Here is a 20,608-nt window from a genome sequence, read left to right as displayed (position 1 = left end):
CTGAACTGGACGAACCGAGTACTCCCATGGCCCAGATCCTCGTAGTCGACGACGAAGTCGGCATCCGCGAGCTCCTCTCCGAAATCCTCGCCGACGAGGGGCACGCCGTGCTGCTGGCGGAAAACGCCGCCGCCGCCCGGCGGGCACGCGCCGAGCGCCGCCCCGACCTGGTGCTGCTCGACATCTGGATGCCCGACACCGACGGCATCAGCCTGCTCAAGGAATGGGCGGCGGCAGGGCAGCTGACCATGCCGGTGATCATGATGTCCGGCCACGGCACCATCGATACCGCTGTCGAGGCCACCCGTTTCGGCGCCGCCGACTTCCTGGAAAAACCCATCGCCCTGCAAAAGCTGCTGGCTACGGTCAAGCGCGTGCTCAAGCACGAGACCCCGGCGGCCAAGCCGGTGATGACCCTGGAAGCCTTCGCCCACGTGCCCCTGCTTAAGGAATTCCGCAAGCGCCTGGAGCAGGCCGCCGCCCGCACCCGGGCGGTGCTGCTGCGCTGTCCCGCCGGCGGCATGGCCGAAGTCTGCGCCCGCACCTTGCAGGCGCCCCAGGCGCCCTGGCTCGACCTGTCCGTCGAATCCGGCCCCCTCACCCAGGAGCGCCTCCAGGAAGTGGCCGGCGGCCTGCTGTTCGTCCCCGAGCTACCCAGCCTGGGACGTTTGCAGCAGATGAACCTGGCCTTCGCCCTGGAGCGGCTGGAGCGCCACAAGCTGATGCTGGTGGCCGCCAGCAGCAAGTCCGCCACCACCCTGCCCGAGGCCGGCTGGGACCCGGCCCTGGTCAGCCGCTTGGCCGAGGTGCGCCTGGCCCTGCCACCCCTCGCCGACCGGGGCGACGAAGTGCCCGAGATCGCCACCCTGCTCCTCACCTTGCTCGCCGAGCGCGGCGAGGTGCCGCACAAGCGCCTGTCCAGCGGCGCCCTCAACCTGCTGCGCCAGCAGCGCTGGCCCGGCGACGACGGCGGCTGGTCGGCCCTTTCCGCCACGGTCAAGAACCTGGCCCTCACCGCCCTCGACGACGAGATCAGCGCCGAGGAGGTGGGACGCCTGCTCACCGCCGAAAGCAGCGGCAACGACGGCCCGGGGCAGGCCCTGGCCGCCCTCTTCGGCGAGCCCCTGCGCGAGGCCCGGGAAGCTTTCGAAAAAGCCTACTTCGCCCACCACCTGGCGGTGGCTGGCGGCAACATGACCCGGGTGGCCGAGCAGACCGGCCTGGAGCGCACCCACCTCTACCGCAAACTCAAGCAACTGGGCCTGCCCGTGGGACGCAGCAAGGAATAAACGAACCAGCGGCCGGGCGACAGCGCCGCCCGCAGCACACGTGCGCCATGCAACCCACGCCGCATCGAGCCCCAGGCTCGCGGCATGGCGAAGAACAAACCGACAGGCCGCCGCAGCGGCCGCCAATGGCCGCCACGCCCGCATACCGGGTGGGCTGGGAGGGAGAGCCCCGTGAAGATCGTCATCCTCGGCGCCGGACAGGTCGGCGCCAGCCTGGTCGAGCACCTGGCGTCCGAAGCCAACGACATCACGGTGGTGGACACCGACCGGGAGCGGCTGGTCCTGCTCCAGGACCGCTACGACCTGCGCACCGTGGTCGGCGACGCCGCCACCCCGGCGGTGCTCGACGCCGCCGGCACCGGGGACGCCGACCTGCTGGTGGCGGCGACCCGCAGTGACCCGGCCAACCTGGTGGCCTGCAAGCTTGCCCACAGCCGCTTCAACGTGCCGCGCCGGGTGGCCCGCCTGCGCAGCGCCGACTTCTTCGCCGATCCCGGCCTGTTCGCCCCGGAGCACTTCGCCGTCACCGAGGCCCTGTGCCCCGAGCAGGAGGTCACCGACACCATCGTCCGCCTAGTGGAATTCCCCCGGGCCTTGCAGGTGCTGGAGTTCGGCGCGGGACGGCTGACCCTGGTCGGCGTGCGCGCCTACGAGGGCGGGCTGCTGGTGGGCCACCCGATCCGCGAGATGCGCCGCCACCTGCCCCCGGACATCGACGCCCGCATCGCCGCCCTATACCGGCGCGACCGGCCCCTGATGCCGGACGGCGACACCCGTATCGAGGTGGGAGACGAGGTGTTCTTCATCGCCCCCACCGAGCACCTGCCGGCGGTGCTGCGCGAGCTGCGCCGCGAAGAGCAGCCGGTGCGCCAGGTGGTGGTGGCCGGGGCCGGTAACATCGGCGCCCGGGTCGCCGCTGCCCTCCAGGGCCGCTGCCGGGTGACGGTGGTGGAAGCCAGCCGCCAGCGCGCCGAGGAGGTGGCCGACCGGCTCGACGACGCCCTGGTGTTGTGCGGGGGCGCCAGCGACGAGGACGTGTTGGAGCAGGCCAACATCGCCGAGGCCGACCTGTTCCTGGCCCTGACCAACGACGACGAGGACAACATCCTGGCCGCCAGCCTGGCCAAGCGCCTGGGCAGCCGCCGGGTGCTGGCCCTGATCAACCGCCGTGTCTATGCCGACATGGTCCAGGGTGGCCCCATCGACATCGCCCTGTCCCCGGCCGAGGTGTCCGCCGGCGCCTTCCTCGCCCACGTGCGCCAGGGCGACGTGGTCCAGGTGCACCGCCTGCGCCGGGGCGCCGCCGAGGCTCTGGAACTGGTGGTGCACGGCGACGCCCGCACCTCCAAGGTGGTGGGCCGGCGCATCGCCGACCTGGACCTGCCCGAGGGCGTCTCGGTGGCCGCCCTGGTGCGCAACATGGAAATCCCCGAGGTGCTGGTGGAAACCGAGGACGAGGTGGAAACCCGCTTCGGCCAGGTGATCATGGCCCACCACGACACGGTGGTGCAGGCCGGCGACCACGTCATCCTGTTCTGCACCCGCAAGGAGCTGGTGCCCAAGGTGGTGCGCCTGTTCCAGGTGGCCTTCGGCTTCCTCTGATCCCGCTCCCCGCTCCCCGCTCAACCTCGCCCCCCGCCTTCGCCATGACCGACGCCACCCTCGCCGGCCGCCCCCGTCACCCGGCCGCCTCCGTCGCCGACGCCGATGCCCCCAGCCAGCCGGTGCGGCGCCGGGTGCGCCGTCGCCTGCGCCTGCTGTTCGCCGGTGAGCTGTCCCGGCCGCGCCAGTCCCGGGGCTGGTTTCCCTACCTGCCGGTGCTGCGGGTGTTTTCCCTGATCCTGTTCTTCTTCACCCTCACCCTGCTGCTGCCCCTGGGCCTGTCCTGGGGGCTGGACGACGGGGCCCTGGGCGCCCTGGGCGCCAGCCTGGGGATGGGGCTGGGCGCCGCCGCCCTGCTGTTTCTCGCCACCCGTCGGGCCGGCGGCGAGCTGACGGTGCGCGACGGCTTTCTGCTGGTGGTGCTGACCTGGGCGGTGCTGCCGGTGTTCGCCGCCCTACCCCTGATGCTGCAACTGGGCACGAGCTTCACCGGCGCCTATTTCGAGGCGGCCTCGGGCCTTACCACCACCTGCGCCACGGTGCTCTCCGGGCTGGACGGCCTGCCGCCGTCGATCAACCTGTGGCGCTGCCAGCTGGCCTGGGTCGGTGGCATGGGCCTGATCGTGCTGGCGGTGGCGATCCTGCCCCTGCTCGGCATCGGCGGCCGGCAGATGTTCAAGGCTGAGACTCCGGGGCCGATGAAGGAGCGCAACCTGACGCCGCGCATCGCCGAGACGGCCAAGGGCCTGTGGGGCGTCTACGTGCTGCTCACCGCCCTGTGCGTGGGCGCCTACCGCTGGGCCGGCATGACCTGGCTGGACGCGGTGATGCACGGCTTCTCCACCCTGGGCCTGGGCGGCTATTCCAGCCACGACGCCAGCTACGGCTACTGGAACAACCCGGCCATCGAGGCGGTGGCGGTGGTCTTCATGCTGGTGGCCGGCCTCAACTTCGCCACCCACTACCTGGCCCTACGCCGCCTCTCCCTGAGCGCCTACCGCCACGACCCGGAGGCCGGCTGGTTTCTCGGCCTGATGCTGGGCAGCGTGGTCGGCATCACCCTCTTCCTGCTCGCCCGGGGCGTCTATCCGGACGCCTGGACGGCCTTCCGCCACGCCGCCTTCAACGTGGTGTCGATCGCCACTACCACCGGCTTCGCCACCGTGGACTACGGCCAGTGGCCCCATTTCGCCACCCTGTGGATGCTGTTCCTGTCCAGCTTCGCCACCTGCGCCGGCTCCACCGGCGGGGGCCTCAAGATGATCCGGGCGGTGATCCTCTACAAGCAGGTCAAGCGCGAGATCCTGCGCGCCCTTTACCCCAGCGCCGTGGTGCCGGTGCGCCTGGCCGGCACCTCGGTGCCCTCCCCCATCCTGTTCGCCGTGCTGGCCTTCGCCTTCATGTACATGGCCAGCACCGCCCTGCTCACCATGCTGCTGGTGGGGGTCGGCCTGGAGCCCCTCACCGCCTTTTCGGCCGTGGTGGCGATGATCAACAACACCGGCCCGGGGCTGAACGAGATCGGCCCGGCGGGCAACTTCGGCGGGCTGACCGACCTGCAACTGTGGATCTGCTCGTTCACCATGCTGCTCGGCCGGCTGGAAATCTTCACCCTGCTGGTGGTGCTCTCCCCGGCGTTCTGGCGGCGCTGACTGTCCGGGGGGGCGAAATCGAGCATTGGCGCGGGTTTCCGGCAGCCCTACGTGAAGGTCCGCGCCAGTGGCCGATCTTCACGCCACATGCCTGGAAAGCCAATACTGGCGCGGGGTTTGCCGGGGCGGGGTAATTTCCGCCCGGTCCGCCGGCGGCCCTGGCCCGCCGCCTTTTTGACCCAACCGGTGTCTCGCCCCGGCGGTTTTGGGATAATCCCCCTTTTGCCTCTTTTCGGAGTGCCCCATGGCCCGCCCGCAGAACGACACCTTCCTCCGCGCCCTGCTGCGTGAGCCCACCGAGTACACCCCGGTCTGGCTGATGCGCCAGGCCGGCCGCTACCTGCCCGAGTACTGTGCCACGCGCAAGCAGGCCGGCAGCTTCCTCAACCTGTGCAAAAACCCCCGGGCGGCCTGCGAGGTGACCCTGCAACCCCTGGAGCGCTACGACCTGGATGCGGCCATCCTCTTTTCCGACATCCTCACCGTGCCCGACGCCATGGGCCTGGGGCTGTACTTCGCCGAGGGCGAGGGGCCGCGCTTCGAGCGCCCCCTGGCCGACGAGGCGGCGATCAAGGCGCTCAAGGTGCCGGACCCCTACGGCGAGCTGAAGTACGTCATGGACGCAGTGTCCGAGATTCGCGGAGCGCTCAATAACCGGGTGCCCCTGATCGGTTTTTCCGGCAGCCCCTACACCCTGGCCTGCTACATGGTCGAAGGCGGTTCCAGCGACGACTACCGCAAGATCAAGACCATGCTGTACTCCCGCCCCGACCTGCTGCACCACATCCTGGCGGTGACGGCGGACGCGGTGACCGCCTACCTGAACGCCCAGATCGATTCCGGCGCCCAGGCGGTGATGATCTTCGACTCCTGGGGCGGCGGCCTGTCGGCGGCGGCTTACCAGGAATTCTCGCTGCGCTACATGGAGCGCATCGTCGCCGGGCTGAAGCGCGAGAAGGACGGCGAGAAGGTGCCGGTGATCGTATTCACCAAGGGCGGCGGCCTGTGGCTCGAATCCATCGCCGCCATCGGCGCCGACGGCGTCGGCCTGGACTGGACCATCGACCTGGGCGAAGCCCGCCGCCGCGTCGGCGACAAGGTCGCCCTGCAGGGCAACCTGGACCCGTCGGTGCTGTTCGCCCCGGCCGAGGTGGTGGCCGCCGAGGCCGTCAAGGTGCTGGCCTCCTTCGACCGCCCGGGGCCGAGCAACACCGGCCACGTCTTCAACCTGGGCCACGGCATCTCCCAGTTCACCCCGCCCGACGTGGTCAAGACCCTGGTGGACACGGTCCACGCCGAAAGCCGCCGGCGCCGCCAGGTCGCCTGAGGCTCAAGCGCACCAGCCACCGGCGTCGCCCTTGCCCCGTACCCGGAACCCGTCCCTCGGGTTCCGGGCACCAAACTGGGGAGAAGGGCGATAAAAACGTCAGGAAAACGGTCGTTTCAGTCCGGACTTATGCACAGTCCGCCATGTCATGCCCAGGACTGGTGCGTTGTTGACGGTTTTATGACGTAAATCCGGGGTGCGTTTCCAACGCATTGAAAAATAACGGATTTAATTTTGCCGGTTTTTTCGGCAATATGACAGCAAGCCTTGCCCTACCGGGCTTTCGCCGGATTTTTCGGCCTTTCCCCACAGAGTTATCCACAGGTTCTGTGAACAACCTCCGCCAAGCCCGCAGCGGCGGCCTTTCCCACGGTTTCTCCAGACGGAGACGGCCGTGCCGGTAGTCCGCGTCGCCCTCGACGTACCCCTCTACCGCACCTTCGACTACCTGGCCGACGACGCCACGGCGGCGGACGTCGGCTGCCGGGTCAAGGTGTCCTTCGGGCGCGGGCGCAAGGTCGGCATCGTCGTCGCCGTGGGCGAGGACAGCGACCTGCCGCGCCACCAGTTGAAGCCGGTGGATGGCATCCTGCGCGACCTGCCGGCCCTGCCGGCGGACTGGTTCCGCCTGTGCGAGTTCGCCGCCGCCTACTACCAGGCGCCCCTCGGCGAAGTGATGCTGCAAACCCTGCCCACCGCCCTGCGCCGCACCGACCCGCCCAAGGCCCGGGCGATCAAGCCCAAGGCGGCCAAGGCCGCTACCGCCCCGGCCCTGCCGGAGCTGACCGCCGACCAGCAGGCCGCCCTCGACGCCCTGGGCGCCGCGCCGCCGGGCTTTGCCGGCTGGCTGCTGCACGGGGTCACCGGCAGCGGCAAGACCGAGGTGTACCTGCGCCTGATCGCCGACACCCTGGCGGCGGGCCGCCAGGCCCTGCTGCTGGTGCCGGAGATCAACCTCACGCCCCAGCTGGAGGCGCGCATCGCCGCCCGTTTCCCTGGCGTGCCCCTGGTCAGCCTGCACTCGGAACTGACCGAGGCGGCCCGGCTGCGCCACTGGAAGGCGGCCTTCGAGGGCAGCGCCCGCATCGTCGTCGGCACCCGGCTGGCGGTGTTCACCCCCATGCCCGAACTGGGGCTGATCGTGGTCGATGAAGAACACGACCCCTCCTTCAAACAGCAGGACGGCATGCGCTACTCGGCCCGGGACGTGGCGGTGCTGCGCGCCCGCGGCCTGGGCATCCCGGTGCTGCTCGGCTCGGCCACCCCGTCCCTGGAATCCTGGGCCAACGCCCAGCCCGGGCCGCAGCAGCGCTACCGCCTGCTCACCCTGGCGGCGCGAGCCGTGGCCGGCGCCCGGTTGCCGGACATCCGCCTGGTGGACACCCGCCGCGAGACCCTGGAGGACGGCCTGTCCCCGGCCCTCATCGCCGCCCTGGAGGCGCGCCTGGCCCGGGGCGAGCAGAGTCTGGTGTTCCTCAACCGGCGCGGCTACGCCCCGGTGCTGGCCTGCCCCTCCTGCGGCTGGGTGTCGCGCTGCAAGCGCTGCGCCGCCAACCTGGTGCTGCACCTCAAGGACCGGCGCCTGCGCTGCCACCACTGCGGCCTGGAGGCCGGCATCCCGCGGGCCTGCCCGTCCTGCGGCAACCAGGACATCCACCCCTTCGGCCGGGGCACCCAGCGCCTCGAAGAACGGCTCGTGGCACGCTTTCCCGAGGCCCGCATCCTGCGCGTGGACCGGGACGCGGCGCGCAGCCGCAAGCAGTGGGAAGCCCTGCTCGAACAGATCCACCCGGACGAGGCCGCGGGCACGCCCCGGGCCGACATCCTGGTGGGCACCCAGATGCTGGCCAAGGGCCACGACTTCCCCCACCTCACCTTTGTCGGCGTGGTGGGGGCCGATTCCGGCCTGTTCGCCGCCGACTTCCGCGCCCCGGAGCGGCTCTTCGCCATGCTCATGCAGGTGGCGGGGCGGGCCGGCCGGGCCGAGCTGGCCGGCGAGGTGCTGATCCAGACCGAGCAGCCCGGCCATCCCCTGTTCGCCGCCCTGCTCGCCCACGACTACCCGGCCTTCGCCGCCCGGGAGCTGGAAGAGCGCCGCCAGGCCGGCTTCCCGCCCTACACCTACCAGGCCATGCTGCGCGCCGAGGCGCCGGACATGGCCGATTCCCTGGCCTTCCTCAAGGCGGCAAAGGCCCTGCCCATCCTGGCCGCCCATCCGGCGGTTTTTGCCTACGACCCGGTGCCGATGCGCATGGCCCGCCTGGCCAACCTGGAACGGGGCCAGTTGCTCTTCGAATGCGGCGCCCGCCCCGCCCTGCAAGCCTTCCTGGCCGATTTCACCCCGGCCCTGGCGGCCCTGCCCGCCCCCGGCCGGCTGCGCTGGCACCTGGAGGTGGACCCCCTGGAGTGCTGAAAACCGGCTGGCACGGCGGTTGCAAATGAACGGGCCCACCCACGAGGAGGCGCCCATGAAGATCACCGACAGCCAGCTGCAGCAAAGTGCAGCCCACCGGGAATCGTCCCGGACCGAACTGAGCCAGGAAACCCGCTACGCCGTACGCACCGGACTGTTCGGTGCCCTGATGGCCGACGGCCTGGCCCGCAACACCGGCGGCGCCACGGCCACGGCGCAAGGCGCCGACGATGGCGCGGCGACCGGCAGCGATGCCCTGCCCCCGGGCTTTTTCTCCATCAGTGCCGCCCGTGGGGCGGAGTCCACGAACCAGGGCGACGGCCTGCGCCTGAGCAAGATCCTGGAGCGGCTGCTCGCCGACCTGCTGGCCATCCTGCGCGGCGAGGGAACGGATGGGGCGGAGGGCTCGGCCCCCCTCACCCTCACCGACCTGTGGCCGGCCAAGGCGGGCGGCACCGGCACCACCGCCAGCGTGCTCGACCAGCGCCCGGCGGTGGCGGTGGAATGGCATAGCACCACCACCGCTGCCCGCTATGAGAGCGAATCGGTCAGCTACTGCGCCCGGGGCCAGGTATGCACCGCCGACGGCCGGAAGATCGACGTATCCATGGACTTCGCCCTGGCCCGGGAGAGCGTGGCGGTGAGCCGGGTCGAGCAGGACGGCAAGGCCTACGCCTTCAAGGACCCCCTGGTGCTCACCCTGCCCGGCGGCACCGCCAACCTGGACGGCCCCGGGCTGCGCTTCGATCTGGACGGGGATGGCACGCGGGAGTCGATCCCCTTCGTCGGCCCCGGCTGTGCCCTGCTCGCCTGGGATCGTAACGGCAACGGCTGCATCGACGACGGGCGGGAGCTGTTCGGCGCTGTCAGCGGCGACGGCTTCGCCGAGCTGGCGGCCTTGGACAGCGACCACAACGGCTGGATCGACGAATCCGATCCGGTCTGGGGCCAGTTGGTGTTGTGGCAGCGCCAGCTGGAGAACGGCGTGGCGACGGACAAGCTGACCAGCCTCAAGGACGCGGGCATCGGTGCCCTGGCATTGGGCAGCGTGGCCACCCCCTTCCTCTACCGCGGCGCGGCCAGCAGCGACGATCCCCTGGGCGACGTCCAAGGCCGGTTGCGCGCCTCCGGGCTGTACCTGATGGAAGACGGCCGGCCCGGTAGCCTGCAACAGGTGGATCTGGCGGTTTAGGCCCGCCGGCGGGCGTTCAGTCCGCCGGACGGTTGTGCCACAGGGGCGGCGCGGCGACCGCAGGCTGGGCGCTGGCGGGCCGGTTGGCCTCCAGCCAGGCGGCTCGTTCGGTCAGCTTCTTCTGCCAGCTCGCCGGCAGGGCCGGTACCGTCGCCACCAGGTGGCGCAGCCAAGCCGGCGAAGGATCGGCGCTGCCCTCCGGCAGGCCGTGCCAGCCGTTCCACAGGGCCGCCAGGCTGAGGCGTCCGGCGCCCTCCGCCACCTGCGTCAGGGCGTCGCCGGGCTGCACCGTGCCGGCTTCCACCACCCGGTAGTACCAGCCGGTCAGGCCGTGCTGGGCGATGTAGCGGGCCAGCCCGTGGCGCCCCGAGTCGATGCCGAAGCGGGCGTCGATCTTCCAGCACGGCGAGCGGGGCTGGCTCACTTCGAGCAGCGCCGTGCCGAGGCGAAAGCGGTCGCCGATGCACACGGCGGCCTCGTCGAGGCCGGCCACCGACAGGTTCTCCCCCAGGCTGCCCGGTACGAAGGGGGCCTCGGCTTGGGGAAAGGCGGCGGCCAGTCGGGGATAGTGGTCGGCGCAGTACTGGTGTACCGCCTTTTCCACCCCGCCGTGCACCCGCAGGTCGGCCTGCTGGTCGCCGGCGATGCCCAGGGGGCCGACGGCCGCCGGCGCCGCCAGGGGGGCCTTGAAGATGCCGGTGGGTTGGCCTTCCGGCGGCAGGGGGCGGATGGCGCCGACGAAGATGCGGGTTTCCAGAGGAGCGGTCATGGCGGTTGCGTCGAAAGGGTCAAGGGGCGGCCGGGAATCGGCGCGTCAGGCGGTCAGGGGCCACAGCCAGGCGGCACCGCGCACCCCGGACGAATCGCCATGCACCGGCGGCACGAGGCGGGTCACCACCCGGTTGGAGAAGACGTGGGGCAGCCACAGCCGGGGCACGTTCTCGTACAGCCGGGCGATGGCCGAGAGGCCGCCGCCGAGGACGATCACCTCCGGGTCGAGCAGGTTGATCACCTGGGCCAGGCCCCGGGCCAGGCGTTCCTCATAACGGGCCAGGGTGGCGGCGCAGGCCGGATCGCCGGCTTCGGCCCGAGCGACGATGGCCGGGGCGTCCAGGGGCTGGCCGGGAGCGTGAGGATTATGGCGCAGGTGGTCGGCGGCCAGCCCGGGGCCGGACAGGTAGGTCTCGATGCAGCCGGCACGGCCGCAGTAGCAGGCCGGCAGGGGCAGGTCGTCGCCGGCGGGCAGCGGCAGGGGCATGTGGCCCCATTCCCCGGCGATGCCGTTGGCCCCCGTCAGGGGCTGGCCGTTAAGGACGATGCCGCCGCCCACGCCGGTGCCCAGGATCACCCCGAACACGCTGGCGGCGCCCTGCCCCGCGCCGTCGATGGCCTCGGACAGGGCAAAGCAGTTGGCGTCGTTGGCCAGGCGCACTTCGCGCTGCAACAGGGCTTGCAGGTCGCGCTTGAGGGGATGGCCGATCAGGCAGGTGGAGTTGGCGTTCTTGATCAACCCCCGGTGGTCCAGGGCGCCGGGGTGGCCCACGCCCACAGTCGCGCGGGCGCGGCACTCGTGCTCGATGGCCTCCACCAGGGTGGCCACGGCACCCACGGTGGCCGGGTAGTCCCCCTGGGGGGTGGGCACGCGGCGACGCGCCACCGCCCGGCCGTCGGCGGCCAGGGCGATGGCTTCGATCTTGGTGCCGCCGAGGTCGATGCCGATGCGCAGCATGGAAGAAAAAGGCAAAAGGGGAGGACGGCATTAGATGCCGCCGCGGCCCGCCTGGCAATGGGTTGCGCCCATTGGTTGTGCCCATTCCGCAGGCTGGTTCCACCGGCGTCAGGCGCGGTGGCTCACCTCGACGGTGATGTGGGCCAACTCCTTGCGCCGGGCGAGGCGCCGCCGGTAGTGGTCGGGGCCAGCGCCGGAGGCGTTGGAGAGGGCGACGATCACCGCGTACTGGTTGCGGCTGACCCGCCACACGTGCAGGTCGGTGAGCTGGGCCGGGTGCTCCGGGTCGTGGCGCAGGTCGTCGAGAATCTTGGCCACCACCGGGGAATCCATCTCGGCGTCGAGCAGCACCCGGCCGGTGTCGCGCACCAGGCCCACGGCCCAGACGGTGATGATCGCCGAGCCGACCAGACCCATCACCGGGTCGAGCCAAACCCAGCCGAAGTACAGGCCGCCCAGCAGGGCGACGATGGCCAGCACCGAGGTGGCGGCATCGGCCACCACATGCACGTAGGCGGCGCGCAAATTGAGGTCGCCATGATGGGCGTGATCGTGGTCATGGTCATGGCCGTGGTGGTCGTGTCCGGCGTGGTCGTGGCCGTGCCCCCCTTCCAGCAGCCAGGCGCTGCCCAGGTTCACCAGCAGGCCAACCACCGCCACCACCAGGGCTTCGCCGTAATGCACGTCCAGGGGATTGCGCAGGCGCTCCACCGATTCCCAGACCATGGTCACCGCCACCACCAGCAGGAACAGGGCGCTGGTGTAGCCGCCCAGCACCTCGATCTTCCAGGTGCCGAAGGCGAAGCGCGGGTTGTCCCGGTGGCGCCGCGCCAGGGCATAGGCCAGGGCGGCCAGGCCCAGGGCGAAGGCGTGGGTGCCCATGTGCCAGCCGTCGGCGAGCAGGGCCATGGACTGGCTCAGGTAGCCGACGGCGATCTCCACCACCATCATCGCCAGGGTCAGGTAGGTGACCCAACGGGTGCGCTGCTCGGCGGCGCCGCTGGCGACGACGAAGGCGTGGGAGTGGGCGCAGCCCGGGGCGTTCGGCGGCGGGGCCATGGTCATTCCTGGGTAGGCTGGGCCGGGGGGAAGGTGCCGAGGCGGGCCAGGGCGCTCTCGTAGGCGCTGTGCACGTCGTCGTGCTGGGCGACGGAGATGCCCATGTCGTGGGCCAGGCCGTTCTCCAGGCTGTACACCCAGCCGTGCACGGTCAGGTCCTGGCCCCGGTCCCAGGCGTCGCGGACGATGGTGGTGTGGCTGACGTTGAACACCTGCTCGATCACGTTCAGTTCGCACAGGCGGTCGTGGCGTACCTCGGGGGCGGCGGCGTCGATCAGGGCGGCGTGCTTCTGGCGCACGTCCTGGATGTGGCGCAGCCAGTTGTCCACCAGGCCGACGCGCAGGCCGTGCAGGGCGGCCTTGACGCCGCCGCAGCCGTAGTGGCCCACCACCAGCACGTGCTTCACGCGCAGCACGTCTACGGCGTACTGCAACACCGACAGGCAGTTCAGGTCGGAGTGCACCACCACGTTGCCGACGTTGCGGTGCACGAACACCTCGCCCGGGTCCAGGCCGGTGATCTGGTTGGCCGGCACGCGGGAGTCGGAGCAGCCGATCCACAGGTACTCGGGGGCCTGCTGCTTGGCTAGGCGGTCGAAAAACTCCGGGTCTTCGGCGCGGATCTTTTCCGCCCAACTCCGGTTGCGTTCGAAGAGGTGGTCAAGGCTGGGCATGATGGGGACGCTCCGGGAGGCGCCGCTGCGCCAAGGCCGGGTGGCCGGGGCAGGACGCGGAATGATGGAATGGAATTCATTCTACCCCAGGGGGGGCGGCGGGTCGGGGCGGCGGCGCTCGGGTAGAATGGTGCGATCAGCCAGGAGAAAATGCCATGATCGTCAAGTTTTTCTGCAAGAACGCCGCCGATCTCATCATGTTCGACGATGTTGCCCGCAAGCTTCTTACCGTCCTGGGCAAGGAGCCGGTGGCCCGGGGCATCATCCTCGCCGAGGAGGTGCCCGAGGCCCTGGAGCGCCTGGCGGCGGTGGTGGCCCACGACAAGGCCCTCAAGGAAAAGGGCCACGAGGCGGCGGTGGAAGTGCCCGAAGTGGGCATCGAGCCCCACGAGCTGGTGGGCTTGGGTATCCGCGCCCAGCCCCTCATCAACATGCTCGGCCGGGCCCGGGAGAAGGACGAGCCGGTGCTGTGGGAAGCGGCCAAGGATTTCTACCCGCCGCGCTGAGCGGCATCCCCCGGGGCCGGGCCGCCAGCGGTCACGGCCCAGCGGTTGCGCTTCGGGTCAGTCGCTCGCCGGCGGGGCGTTGAGCCGGTCCAGGGCCTCGCGGATCTTGCCCGGCTCTTCCAGGCGCAGCATGCGCCGCACCTGGGGGGTGAGTTCGCTCACGTCGGACTTGAGTACCCGCTGCTTCACTTCCAGGATCTGGGCCGGGTGCATCGAAAACTGGCGCAGGCCCATGCCCAGCAGCAGCCGGGTCAGGGCAATGTCGCCGGCCAGTTCGCCGCACACCGACACCGGCACCCCGGCCTTTTCGCCGGAGGCCAGGGTGTGGGCCATCAGCATGGTCACCGCCGGATGCAGCGGGTCGTACAGGTGGGCCACTTCCTCGTCGGCCCGGTCGATCGCCAGGGTGTACTGGATCAGGTCGTTGGTGCCGATGGAGAGGAAGTCCAGGCGCTTGAGGAACATGTTGATGGCCAGGGCCGCGGCGGGAATCTCGATCATGCCGCCGATGGGTACCGACTCGTCGAAGGCAATCTTCTTCTCGCGCAGGGTGGCCTTGGCCTGGGCCAGGGCGGCCAGGGTGGCGTCGATCTCGCTAGCATGGGCGAGCATCGGCACCAGGATCTTCAGCCGGCCGTAGCGCGAGGCGCGCAGCAGGGCGCGCAGCTGCACCTGGAACATCTTCGGCTCGGACAGGGACAGGCGGATGGCGCGCCGGCCCAGGGCCGGGTTGGTCGAGTGGCGCGAGGTGTCGAGGGCCTTGTCGGCCCCCAGGTCGAAGGTGCGGATGGTCACCGGGCGGCCTTCCATGCCCTTCACCACCTTGCGGTAGGCCTCGAACTGTTCGTCCTCGTCGGGCATGTCGCCCCGGTTGAGGAACAGGAACTCGGTGCGGAACAGGCCCACGCCCTGGGCGCCGGCCTCCATGGCCGCCTCCACGTCCTCGGGCAACTCGATGTTGGCCAGCAGCTCGATCTTCACCCCGTCCAGGGTTTCGGATTCGGCGGTCTTCAGGCGCTTCAGCTTTGAGCGCTCGATCTCCCGCTCCGACTTGCGCAGCCGGTATTCCTCCAGCACCCGGGGGTCAGGATTGACGATCACCACGCCCCGGGTGCCGTCGATGATCACCAGTTCGTTGTCGCGGATCGCCGAGCGTGCGTCGCGCAGGCCGACGATGGCCGGAATGGCCATGCTGCGCGACAGGATGGCGGTGTGGGAGGTAGCCCCGCCCACGTCGGTGATGAACGAGGCGAAGCGGTGTTCCTTGAAGGTGATCACGTCCGCCGGCGACAGGTCGTGGGCGACGATGATCTGGTCCTCCTCGCGCACCCCCTTGGCCGATTTCATCGCCGCCCGGCCGGGGCGGCCCATCAGCTCCTTGATCACCCGCTCCACCACTTGGCGCACGTCGGCGCGGCGCTCGCGCAGGTAGGGGTCGTCGATGGCGTCGAACTGGGCCACCAGGGACTCCATCTGCTGCACCATGGCCCATTCGGCGTTGCAGCGCCGCTCGCGGATGATCTCCAGGGGCACCTCGGCCAGTTCCGGATCGGCCAGGAGCAGGGCGTGGATGTCCACGAAGGCCTGCAACTCGGGGGCGGCGCTGGCGGTTTCCTCGCGCAGTTCCTCCAGCTCGGCATGCACCGCGGCAACGGCCGCCTTCAGGCGCGCCACTTCCTTCTCGACCATGCGCGGAGCGATGGTCAGGTGCGCCACCTCCAGGGTGGCGTGGGACATCAGCTGGGCGTAGCCGATGGCGATGCCGCCGGACACCCCCAGTCCATGCAGGGTGAAGCTCATCTCGGCGGCCGCCGGGCGGGTCGGTGCGGCGGGGGCGGGCAGCTTATTCTCCTTCGCCGAACTTGTCGGCAATCAGGGCCAGCAGCGCCTCCATGGCCTGGGGGGCGTCGCCGCCGATGGTCTCCAGGGTCACCTTGGAGCCCTTGCCGGCGGCCAGCATCATCACCCCCATGATGCTCTTGGCGTTGATGCGCTTGCCGCTCTTCTCCATCCACACCTCGCACTGGAAGCGGCCGGCGGTCTGGGTCAGCTTGGCCGAGGCGCGGGCGTGCAGGCCGAGTTTGTTGACGATTTCCGTTTCGGTGCGGATCGCCTGGGTCATGGTTCGAAGTCCTGTTCGAGTGTTGTTATCGATGGCGAAAAACGGTCACGGCTGGGGGTCGGCCGCCTCCGGCGCCGGCACGGCCACGGTGCATTCCACGGCGGCGGCCTGGACCCGTTCGATCAGGGTGGCCAGTGGCTGGTCGCGGAAACGGATGGCGCGCAGCACCATGGGCAGGTTCACCCCGGAGAGGGCCGCCACCTTGCCCGGCACGAGCAGCTCCCGCACCAGGTTGCAGGGCGTGGCCCCGAACAGGTCGGTGAGCACCAGCACCCCGGCCCCGTCGTCGAGCTTGGCCACTTCGGCGCGCAGGCGCACGAGCATGGCGTCATGGGGCTCGTCCTGGCCGGCGGAAACGGCGTCGAGCCGCTCCGGCGGGGTGCCGTAGACGTGGGTGGCGCAGTCGATCAGGGCGCGTCCCTGGTCGCCGTGGGCAACGATCAAGATTCCAGCAGTCATTCCGTTTTCATGCAACAGCGCGGGGCGGATGCTCCAAATTAGTTCGTGGCGGCGGCGGGAGGTTTCCCGGCGCCGGGCAGGTCGACCTCGGTATGGGCCGGCAGGGTCTTGCCGTCTGCGCCGGGTACCCACTGCAAGCGGGCCGCCAGGGGCCGGGTGACCTCGATGGCCCCGTTCTGGTCCACCCGCAGTACCTGAGTCAGGCCGAAACGGGCCGCCTGGGCACGCCATTCCTTGGGCCCGGCGATGAACACCGGCTTGGAGGCGGCGTCCGACAGGGCGCCCACCCCAGCGGGCAGGCCCGGCCCCGGGCTGACCAGCACGGTCACCGCCTGGGTATGGGTCACCGGCCGGCCGGTGCGCGGGTCGAGAAGGTGACTATACCGGTGCCCGTCCACTTCGAAGAAGCGCTGATAGTCGCCGGAGGTGCCGATGGCCTCCCCGTCCTTCAAGGTCAGGGCCGCCAGGGGGCCGGGTTGGCGCGGGTGCTGGATGCCGACCCGCCAGGGCTGGCCGAACTTGTCGCCAAGGGCCATGACGTTGCCGCCGATGTTCACCAGGGCGTGGCTCACGCCGTGCTGGCGCAGGATGGCGGCGGCGCGGTCGAGGGCCACGCCCTTCAGGTAGCCGCCGAAGTCCAGGGCGACGCTGCCCTTGCGGCTGCGCACCTCGAAGCCGTTGGCCGTGGGGGTGACGGTCACGTCGGCCACCGAGGGGCGCGAGGCCAGCCAGCCGGCCACCTGGCCCGGGTCGGGCAGGCGCGGCGCGAAGGTGTCGGAATGGAAGCCCCACAGGGCCACCAGCTTGCCGATGCCCGGGTCGAACAAGCCGTTGCCCAGGGCGGAGAGGCGCTGGGATTCCTGGATGAGGCCGGCCATCTCGGCATTCACCGGTGCCGGCCGCTCGGCGGCAAAGGCCTGGTTCAGCTCGGTCAGGGGCGAGGGCTGCCAGGCGTGGTAGGTGCGGTGCAGCCGGTCGAACTCGGCCAGCACGGCGCCGATGGCGTCCTCGGCCTCGCCCTTGGAGACCTTGGGTTCGGCCACCAGCACCTCGACCCGGGTGCCAAAGACGAAGGCTTCGCGTTGCACCGTGGACGGCGCGCCGCAGGCGGCGAGCAGCAGGGCGGCGGCCAGGGCAAGGCAGAGGCGGCGGGCGGTGGGGAGGAACGGCAGGGACTGAGACTGCGGCATGGCGTGGCGCGGCCGGCGCGGGGACGGCGCCGGCGGTGAAGGCGGAGCCCCACAGTGTAGCGCCCCCTGCCGGGCAGGCCCAGGGTCAGGTCAGGCTGCGCTGCACCGGGTCGGCGAAGCGGTAGGCGCCGGGCACCCGGGGCAGGTGGGCCGCCGGGGGCCGGGTGCTGGCCCGGTAGCGGGCGATGAAAGCCTCGCCCAGGGGCGCGCAGGCGGTCAGCACCTTGGCCTCGTAGGCGTCGAGGAAAACACAGTCGCCGTCGCCGGCGCTGCCCTCCCCCAGCCCCCGGGGGTCGATGAAGGTCCATACCGGTTCGTCCGGGGGAAAGCCCAGGGCCGGACCCACGTCCACCCGCCCGTAGCCCTTCTCCCGGGCCGCCAGGCGTTCCAGTTCGGCCGGGCTGACGGTGTAGACCATGCCGATGGCCGATTCGCCCGGGGCGGCGGCCAGGTTGAGGAAGGCGGCGTCGGTTTCCCGCCCCAGGGCTTCGCAGAACACCCGGTGGCGCGAATCCCACACCCGCACGTAGCCGGGCAGCTCCATCGCCTGGATTTCATGGGGCGCCAGGGGGCGTTGCAAGGCCCGTTCGGCACTGGCCGGGTTCATCAGGGAACCGTAGGCGAAGACGCGCAGAACGCGCGGGGATGGAGCGGTGGCCGGCGTCGGCGTGGCTGGACTCATGCCAGCAGCTCCAGGCACTGCACGCGGCGGCCCAGCTCGTCCAGGGCGGTGGCGCGGGCGGCCTCGTCCGGGGCGGCGGCGAGCAGGTCCCGGGCGCGCCGCTCGGCCGGCGCCAGGGCGCTGTCGGGCAGGGCAAGCAGGGCCGCCAGGGCGGCCGGGTCCGCGTCGGCGCCGGCCGCCCGGCCGGCCAGCAGGGTTTCCAGCAGCAGGGCGCCGCGCTTCTTGTCCGAATCGGCCTTGTCCAACCAGGCCAGCCCTTCCCGGGCGGCGGCGGCGGCGGCGCCGAGGCGCTCGTCCCGGGCGGCGCCAGCCTCGTCCAGAGCGGCGCGGCAGTAGCGCGACACGGCCAGGTTGTGCAGGGCCACCGGCAACTCGTCCTCGTCGCCGAGGCGCTCCTTGAGGTCGGCGGCCAGGCCGGCGGCGGTGACCGCATCGTCGAGGCGGTGGCGGCGCGCGGCCGGTGCGTCGTTGGCCGCGGCCAGGGCCGCCTTGCGCGCCACGTAGGCGATGTTGCTCAGGGTGCCGCTGTACCACTTGCCGCTCACCCCGGGAATGGCCAGGGCCCGGCGGTGCTCGGCCAGGGCGGCGGCGTAGTCCCCGGCCCAGTCCAGGTAGAGGGCCAGGTAGTTGTGGTAGCGCCAGTAGGCGATGGCGACGGCATTGGCTGCGGCGGCGTCCGGCGGGCTGGCCAGGAGCCAGCGGCGGGCGGTGGCGAGGCGCTGCAGGCCCTCATCGCGGCGGGCGTCGTCGAGCACCGAGTAGATGATCCAGGCCCCTTCCAGGTAGGCCTCGGCGCGCAGCAGGGGCGGCACGGCCAGCACTTCGCCGCCGGCGTCCGCGGCGGCGTCCAGTTCGGCGAGCAGCGGGTCGATGGCCCGGGCGGCGGCCTGGGGATCGCCGCTGCGTTCTTCGAGGCGGGCTAGGCGCACCCGGGCCCGGGTCGGGTCCAGGGGGGCGAGCTTGGTCCAGATGGCGATGGCTTCCGGATAGGCGCCGACCACTTCGAACAGCCGGGCCAGGCGGGCCAGGGTGTCGTAGCCGAAGGCGTTGAAGCGGGCGGTTTCGGCCAGATCCAGGGTGAAGGCGGCGTCGGCGTCGCCGCGTTCCTCGCCGGCGTCCACCACCCGGGGCAGGTAGCGGCCCAGGTCCTGCAGATTGCGCCGCCCGGGGCCGGCCAGAACCCGCTTCATCAGGTCGTAGCGCTCGCTCTTCTCGACCGCGGCGATGAAGCCGCCGACCACCTCCAGCAATTGTTGGGCAAGGCGCCGCCGGGTGCCGGCCGAGGCGGGGGGCAGGTCGTGCAGCAGGGCGCACAGGGCGCCGCTGGCGACCAGGTGGGTGAGGGGATCGTCCCCGTCCACGAAGGCCTGGGCGTTGGCGGTGAGGGCGTGGAACAGGGCGGTCCACAGGGCGCCCTGGCGGGCCGGGGGGGCGTCGGCATCGCCGGCCAGGAACCACAGGCCGCTGTCCGGATCGTCGCGCAGCAGGCCGTAGTCGTTCAGGCAGCGGTTGAGGAAGCGGCTTGCCTCGGCCCGGGTGACGCCGTTGCCGGCCAGGGGCAGCAGGCGGTGGAAGGCGTTCTCGCTGAAGACGCGGGCGGCGCCGGCCGGAGCCAGGGGCGTGAGGGCTTCCGGGTCGAAGGCGGCCAGGGCCAGCAGCGGCAGCCAAGCCTGTTCGGCGGCGGGGATCAGGTTGCGCGGGGCGGCACCGGCAGCTGTCGCGGTGGGCGCCGCCTGGGCGGCCATGTCCACCGCCAGGCCGGGCAGGGCCTGGGCGGCGGCGCGCACGTCGGCGGTTTCGTCCTGGCGGATGTGCAGGGCCAGGGCGCAGTCGGGGCGGCTGACGTCCACCAGGGCCGGCAGCAGGATGCTCCAGGCCAGGGGGTCGGTGGGGGCTGCGCCGTGGCCGGCGCTACCGGTGGCGCCCGGGGCGCTCTGGGGGTTCCACACCTCGATGCGGGCCACCTGGTCGGCGCCCAGGCGCTTCAAGCGCTGGCGCAGGCGGCGGCGTTGGCGGCGCTTGCTGTTGAGGAAATCCTCCACCACCAGGCGCACGGTGTGGCCGACGCTTTCCAGGTTCTCCTCGAACAGGGGCAGGCGGCGGAACAGGCGCACCGCCACCATGCCGCCGAAGAACAGCAGGGTCGAGAGGAGCAGCAGGCGCCCTTCGCGGATGGCGTCGTCGTGGTTGGCGCCCTCTTCGTGCACCCACTCGCCGATCACGTGATGCAGCGAATTGCCAAAGATGTCGAGGATGCCCAGGGTGAGCAGGAACACCAGGCTGGTGAGCAGCATGCCCGAGATTTCGACCAGGCCGGCGCCGACGCGGCCGCTGCCGCCGTGGGCGTGGTGGGCCCGGTCCAGGCCGCGCAGCAGTTCCACCGGGGTCAGGCCCTCGCGGCAGACGATGTGCAGGGTGTCGCCGGCGCGCAGGGCGATCTGGTCGCCGTCGGGAGCGTGGCGGAAGGTGCCGGGGTGCAGGGTGAGGGTGCGGGAGGCGGGTTGGCTCGGACTCATGGCGGGGTGGGGAAAGAGGGCCCGGGGGCGGAGGCGGGGATCGCGCCGATCTTACCGGCTCGTCATGACGATTCCCAGACGCGGCACCGAGGCCGGGAAGCGGCGCCCCGGGCGGAGGGCCGCGCCAGTGCTCGATCCTGGCGGCATGGCCCGCAAAAGCCGCGCCCCGCCTTGGCCTCCGCGATGGGGGGGCGGA

The 20,608-nt window shown here is 71.3% G+C and carries 17 protein-coding genes; 7 read left to right on the top strand and 10 right to left on the bottom strand.

The window, feature by feature from the left end:
* Positions 1-26 precede the first annotated feature (26 nt).
* The 6 genes from LWW89_RS03255 to LWW89_RS03230 all read left to right on the top strand — a co-directional run bounded on the left by LWW89_RS03255 (position 27) and on the right by LWW89_RS03230 (position 9,475).
* Entirely contained in the window at positions 27-1,289 is a 1,263-nt protein-coding gene (locus LWW89_RS03255) for a response regulator (protein ID WP_293260963.1), read from the top strand.
* Between the two features lie 171 nt (positions 1,290-1,460).
* Positions 1,461-2,891: a Trk system potassium transporter TrkA gene (trkA, locus tag LWW89_RS03250; protein ID WP_293260960.1), complete on the top strand. Its 1,431-nt coding sequence runs from the start codon at positions 1,461-1,463 to the stop codon at positions 2,889-2,891.
* Positions 2,892-2,935: 44 nt separating this feature from the next.
* On the top strand, positions 2,936-4,543 hold the full coding sequence (locus LWW89_RS03245) for a potassium transporter TrkG (RefSeq protein ID WP_293260957.1): 1,608 nt from the start codon (positions 2,936-2,938) through the stop codon (positions 4,541-4,543).
* A 244-nt stretch (positions 4,544-4,787) separates the two neighbouring features.
* Positions 4,788-5,870, top strand: a complete 1,083-nt coding sequence (gene hemE, locus LWW89_RS03240; RefSeq protein WP_293260954.1) for a uroporphyrinogen decarboxylase — start codon at positions 4,788-4,790, stop codon at positions 5,868-5,870.
* Positions 5,871-6,264: 394 nt separating this feature from the next.
* Positions 6,265-8,283 (top strand): primosomal protein N', encoded by a 2,019-nt coding sequence (locus LWW89_RS03235; RefSeq protein ID WP_293260951.1) that lies wholly within the window; start codon positions 6,265-6,267, stop codon positions 8,281-8,283.
* A gap of 55 nt (positions 8,284-8,338) precedes the next feature.
* Positions 8,339-9,475: a hypothetical protein gene (locus LWW89_RS03230; RefSeq protein ID WP_293260948.1), complete on the top strand. Its 1,137-nt coding sequence runs from the start codon at positions 8,339-8,341 to the stop codon at positions 9,473-9,475.
* Between the two features lie 16 nt (positions 9,476-9,491).
* Here LWW89_RS03230 and LWW89_RS03225 read toward each other — a convergent pair whose 3' ends face one another.
* From LWW89_RS03225 to can, 4 genes are all read right to left on the bottom strand, one after another.
* On the bottom strand, positions 9,492-10,244 hold the full coding sequence (locus tag LWW89_RS03225; protein WP_293260945.1) for an MOSC domain-containing protein: 753 nt from the start codon (positions 10,242-10,244) through the stop codon (positions 9,492-9,494).
* Between the two features lie 45 nt (positions 10,245-10,289).
* Positions 10,290-11,204 carry an ROK family protein gene (locus tag LWW89_RS03220; protein WP_293260942.1) on the bottom strand — a complete coding sequence of 305 codons (915 nt, stop codon included), beginning with the start codon at positions 11,202-11,204 and terminating at the stop codon, positions 10,290-10,292.
* A gap of 108 nt (positions 11,205-11,312) precedes the next feature.
* The gene (gene dmeF, locus LWW89_RS03215; protein ID WP_293260939.1) at positions 11,313-12,263 is read right to left on the bottom strand and encodes a CDF family Co(II)/Ni(II) efflux transporter DmeF; all 951 of its coding nucleotides are present in this window, start codon (positions 12,261-12,263) and stop codon (positions 11,313-11,315) included.
* Between the two features lie 2 nt (positions 12,264-12,265).
* On the bottom strand, positions 12,266-12,937 hold the full coding sequence (gene can / locus LWW89_RS03210; RefSeq protein ID WP_293260936.1) for a carbonate dehydratase: 672 nt from the start codon (positions 12,935-12,937) through the stop codon (positions 12,266-12,268).
* Positions 12,938-13,092: 155 nt separating this feature from the next.
* Between can and LWW89_RS03205 the strand changes: the two genes are divergently transcribed.
* Complete coding sequence (locus tag LWW89_RS03205) at positions 13,093-13,443, top strand: DUF1840 domain-containing protein (RefSeq protein ID WP_293260933.1); 351 nt, start codon at positions 13,093-13,095, stop codon at positions 13,441-13,443.
* 57 nt (positions 13,444-13,500) lie between these two features.
* Here the strand turns inward: LWW89_RS03205 and ptsP are convergent, their stop codons facing one another.
* The 6 genes from ptsP to LWW89_RS03175 form a co-directional block, all read right to left on the bottom strand.
* Positions 13,501-15,243 (bottom strand): phosphoenolpyruvate--protein phosphotransferase, encoded by a 1,743-nt coding sequence (ptsP, locus tag LWW89_RS03200; protein ID WP_293260930.1) that lies wholly within the window; start codon positions 15,241-15,243, stop codon positions 13,501-13,503.
* Positions 15,244-15,286: 43 nt separating this feature from the next.
* On the bottom strand, positions 15,287-15,565 hold the full coding sequence (locus tag LWW89_RS03195; RefSeq protein WP_293260927.1) for an HPr family phosphocarrier protein: 279 nt from the start codon (positions 15,563-15,565) through the stop codon (positions 15,287-15,289).
* 45 nt (positions 15,566-15,610) lie between these two features.
* Positions 15,611-16,024, bottom strand: coding sequence for a PTS fructose transporter subunit IIA (locus tag LWW89_RS03190; RefSeq protein WP_293260924.1), 414 nt, complete (start codon positions 16,022-16,024; stop codon positions 15,611-15,613).
* Between the two features lie 38 nt (positions 16,025-16,062).
* On the bottom strand, positions 16,063-17,214 hold the full coding sequence (locus LWW89_RS03185; RefSeq protein ID WP_293260921.1) for an FAD:protein FMN transferase: 1,152 nt from the start codon (positions 17,212-17,214) through the stop codon (positions 16,063-16,065).
* 85 nt (positions 17,215-17,299) lie between these two features.
* Entirely contained in the window at positions 17,300-17,896 is a 597-nt protein-coding gene (locus LWW89_RS03180) for a gamma-glutamylcyclotransferase family protein (protein WP_293260918.1), read from the bottom strand.
* Positions 17,893-20,412 carry a hypothetical protein gene (locus LWW89_RS03175; RefSeq protein WP_293260915.1) on the bottom strand — a complete coding sequence of 840 codons (2,520 nt, stop codon included), beginning with the start codon at positions 20,410-20,412 and terminating at the stop codon, positions 17,893-17,895. Before LWW89_RS03175 ends, LWW89_RS03180 begins: the two co-directional genes overlap by 4 nt.
* Positions 20,413-20,608: the final 196 nt, after the last annotated feature.

The sequence above is a fragment of the Oryzomicrobium sp. genome (assembly GCF_021287045.1).
Classification (GTDB): Bacteria; Pseudomonadota; Gammaproteobacteria; order Burkholderiales; family Rhodocyclaceae; genus Oryzomicrobium.
The sequence above is the reverse complement of the archived record's forward strand: the minus strand, read 5'-3'. Positions and strand labels throughout refer to the sequence as shown.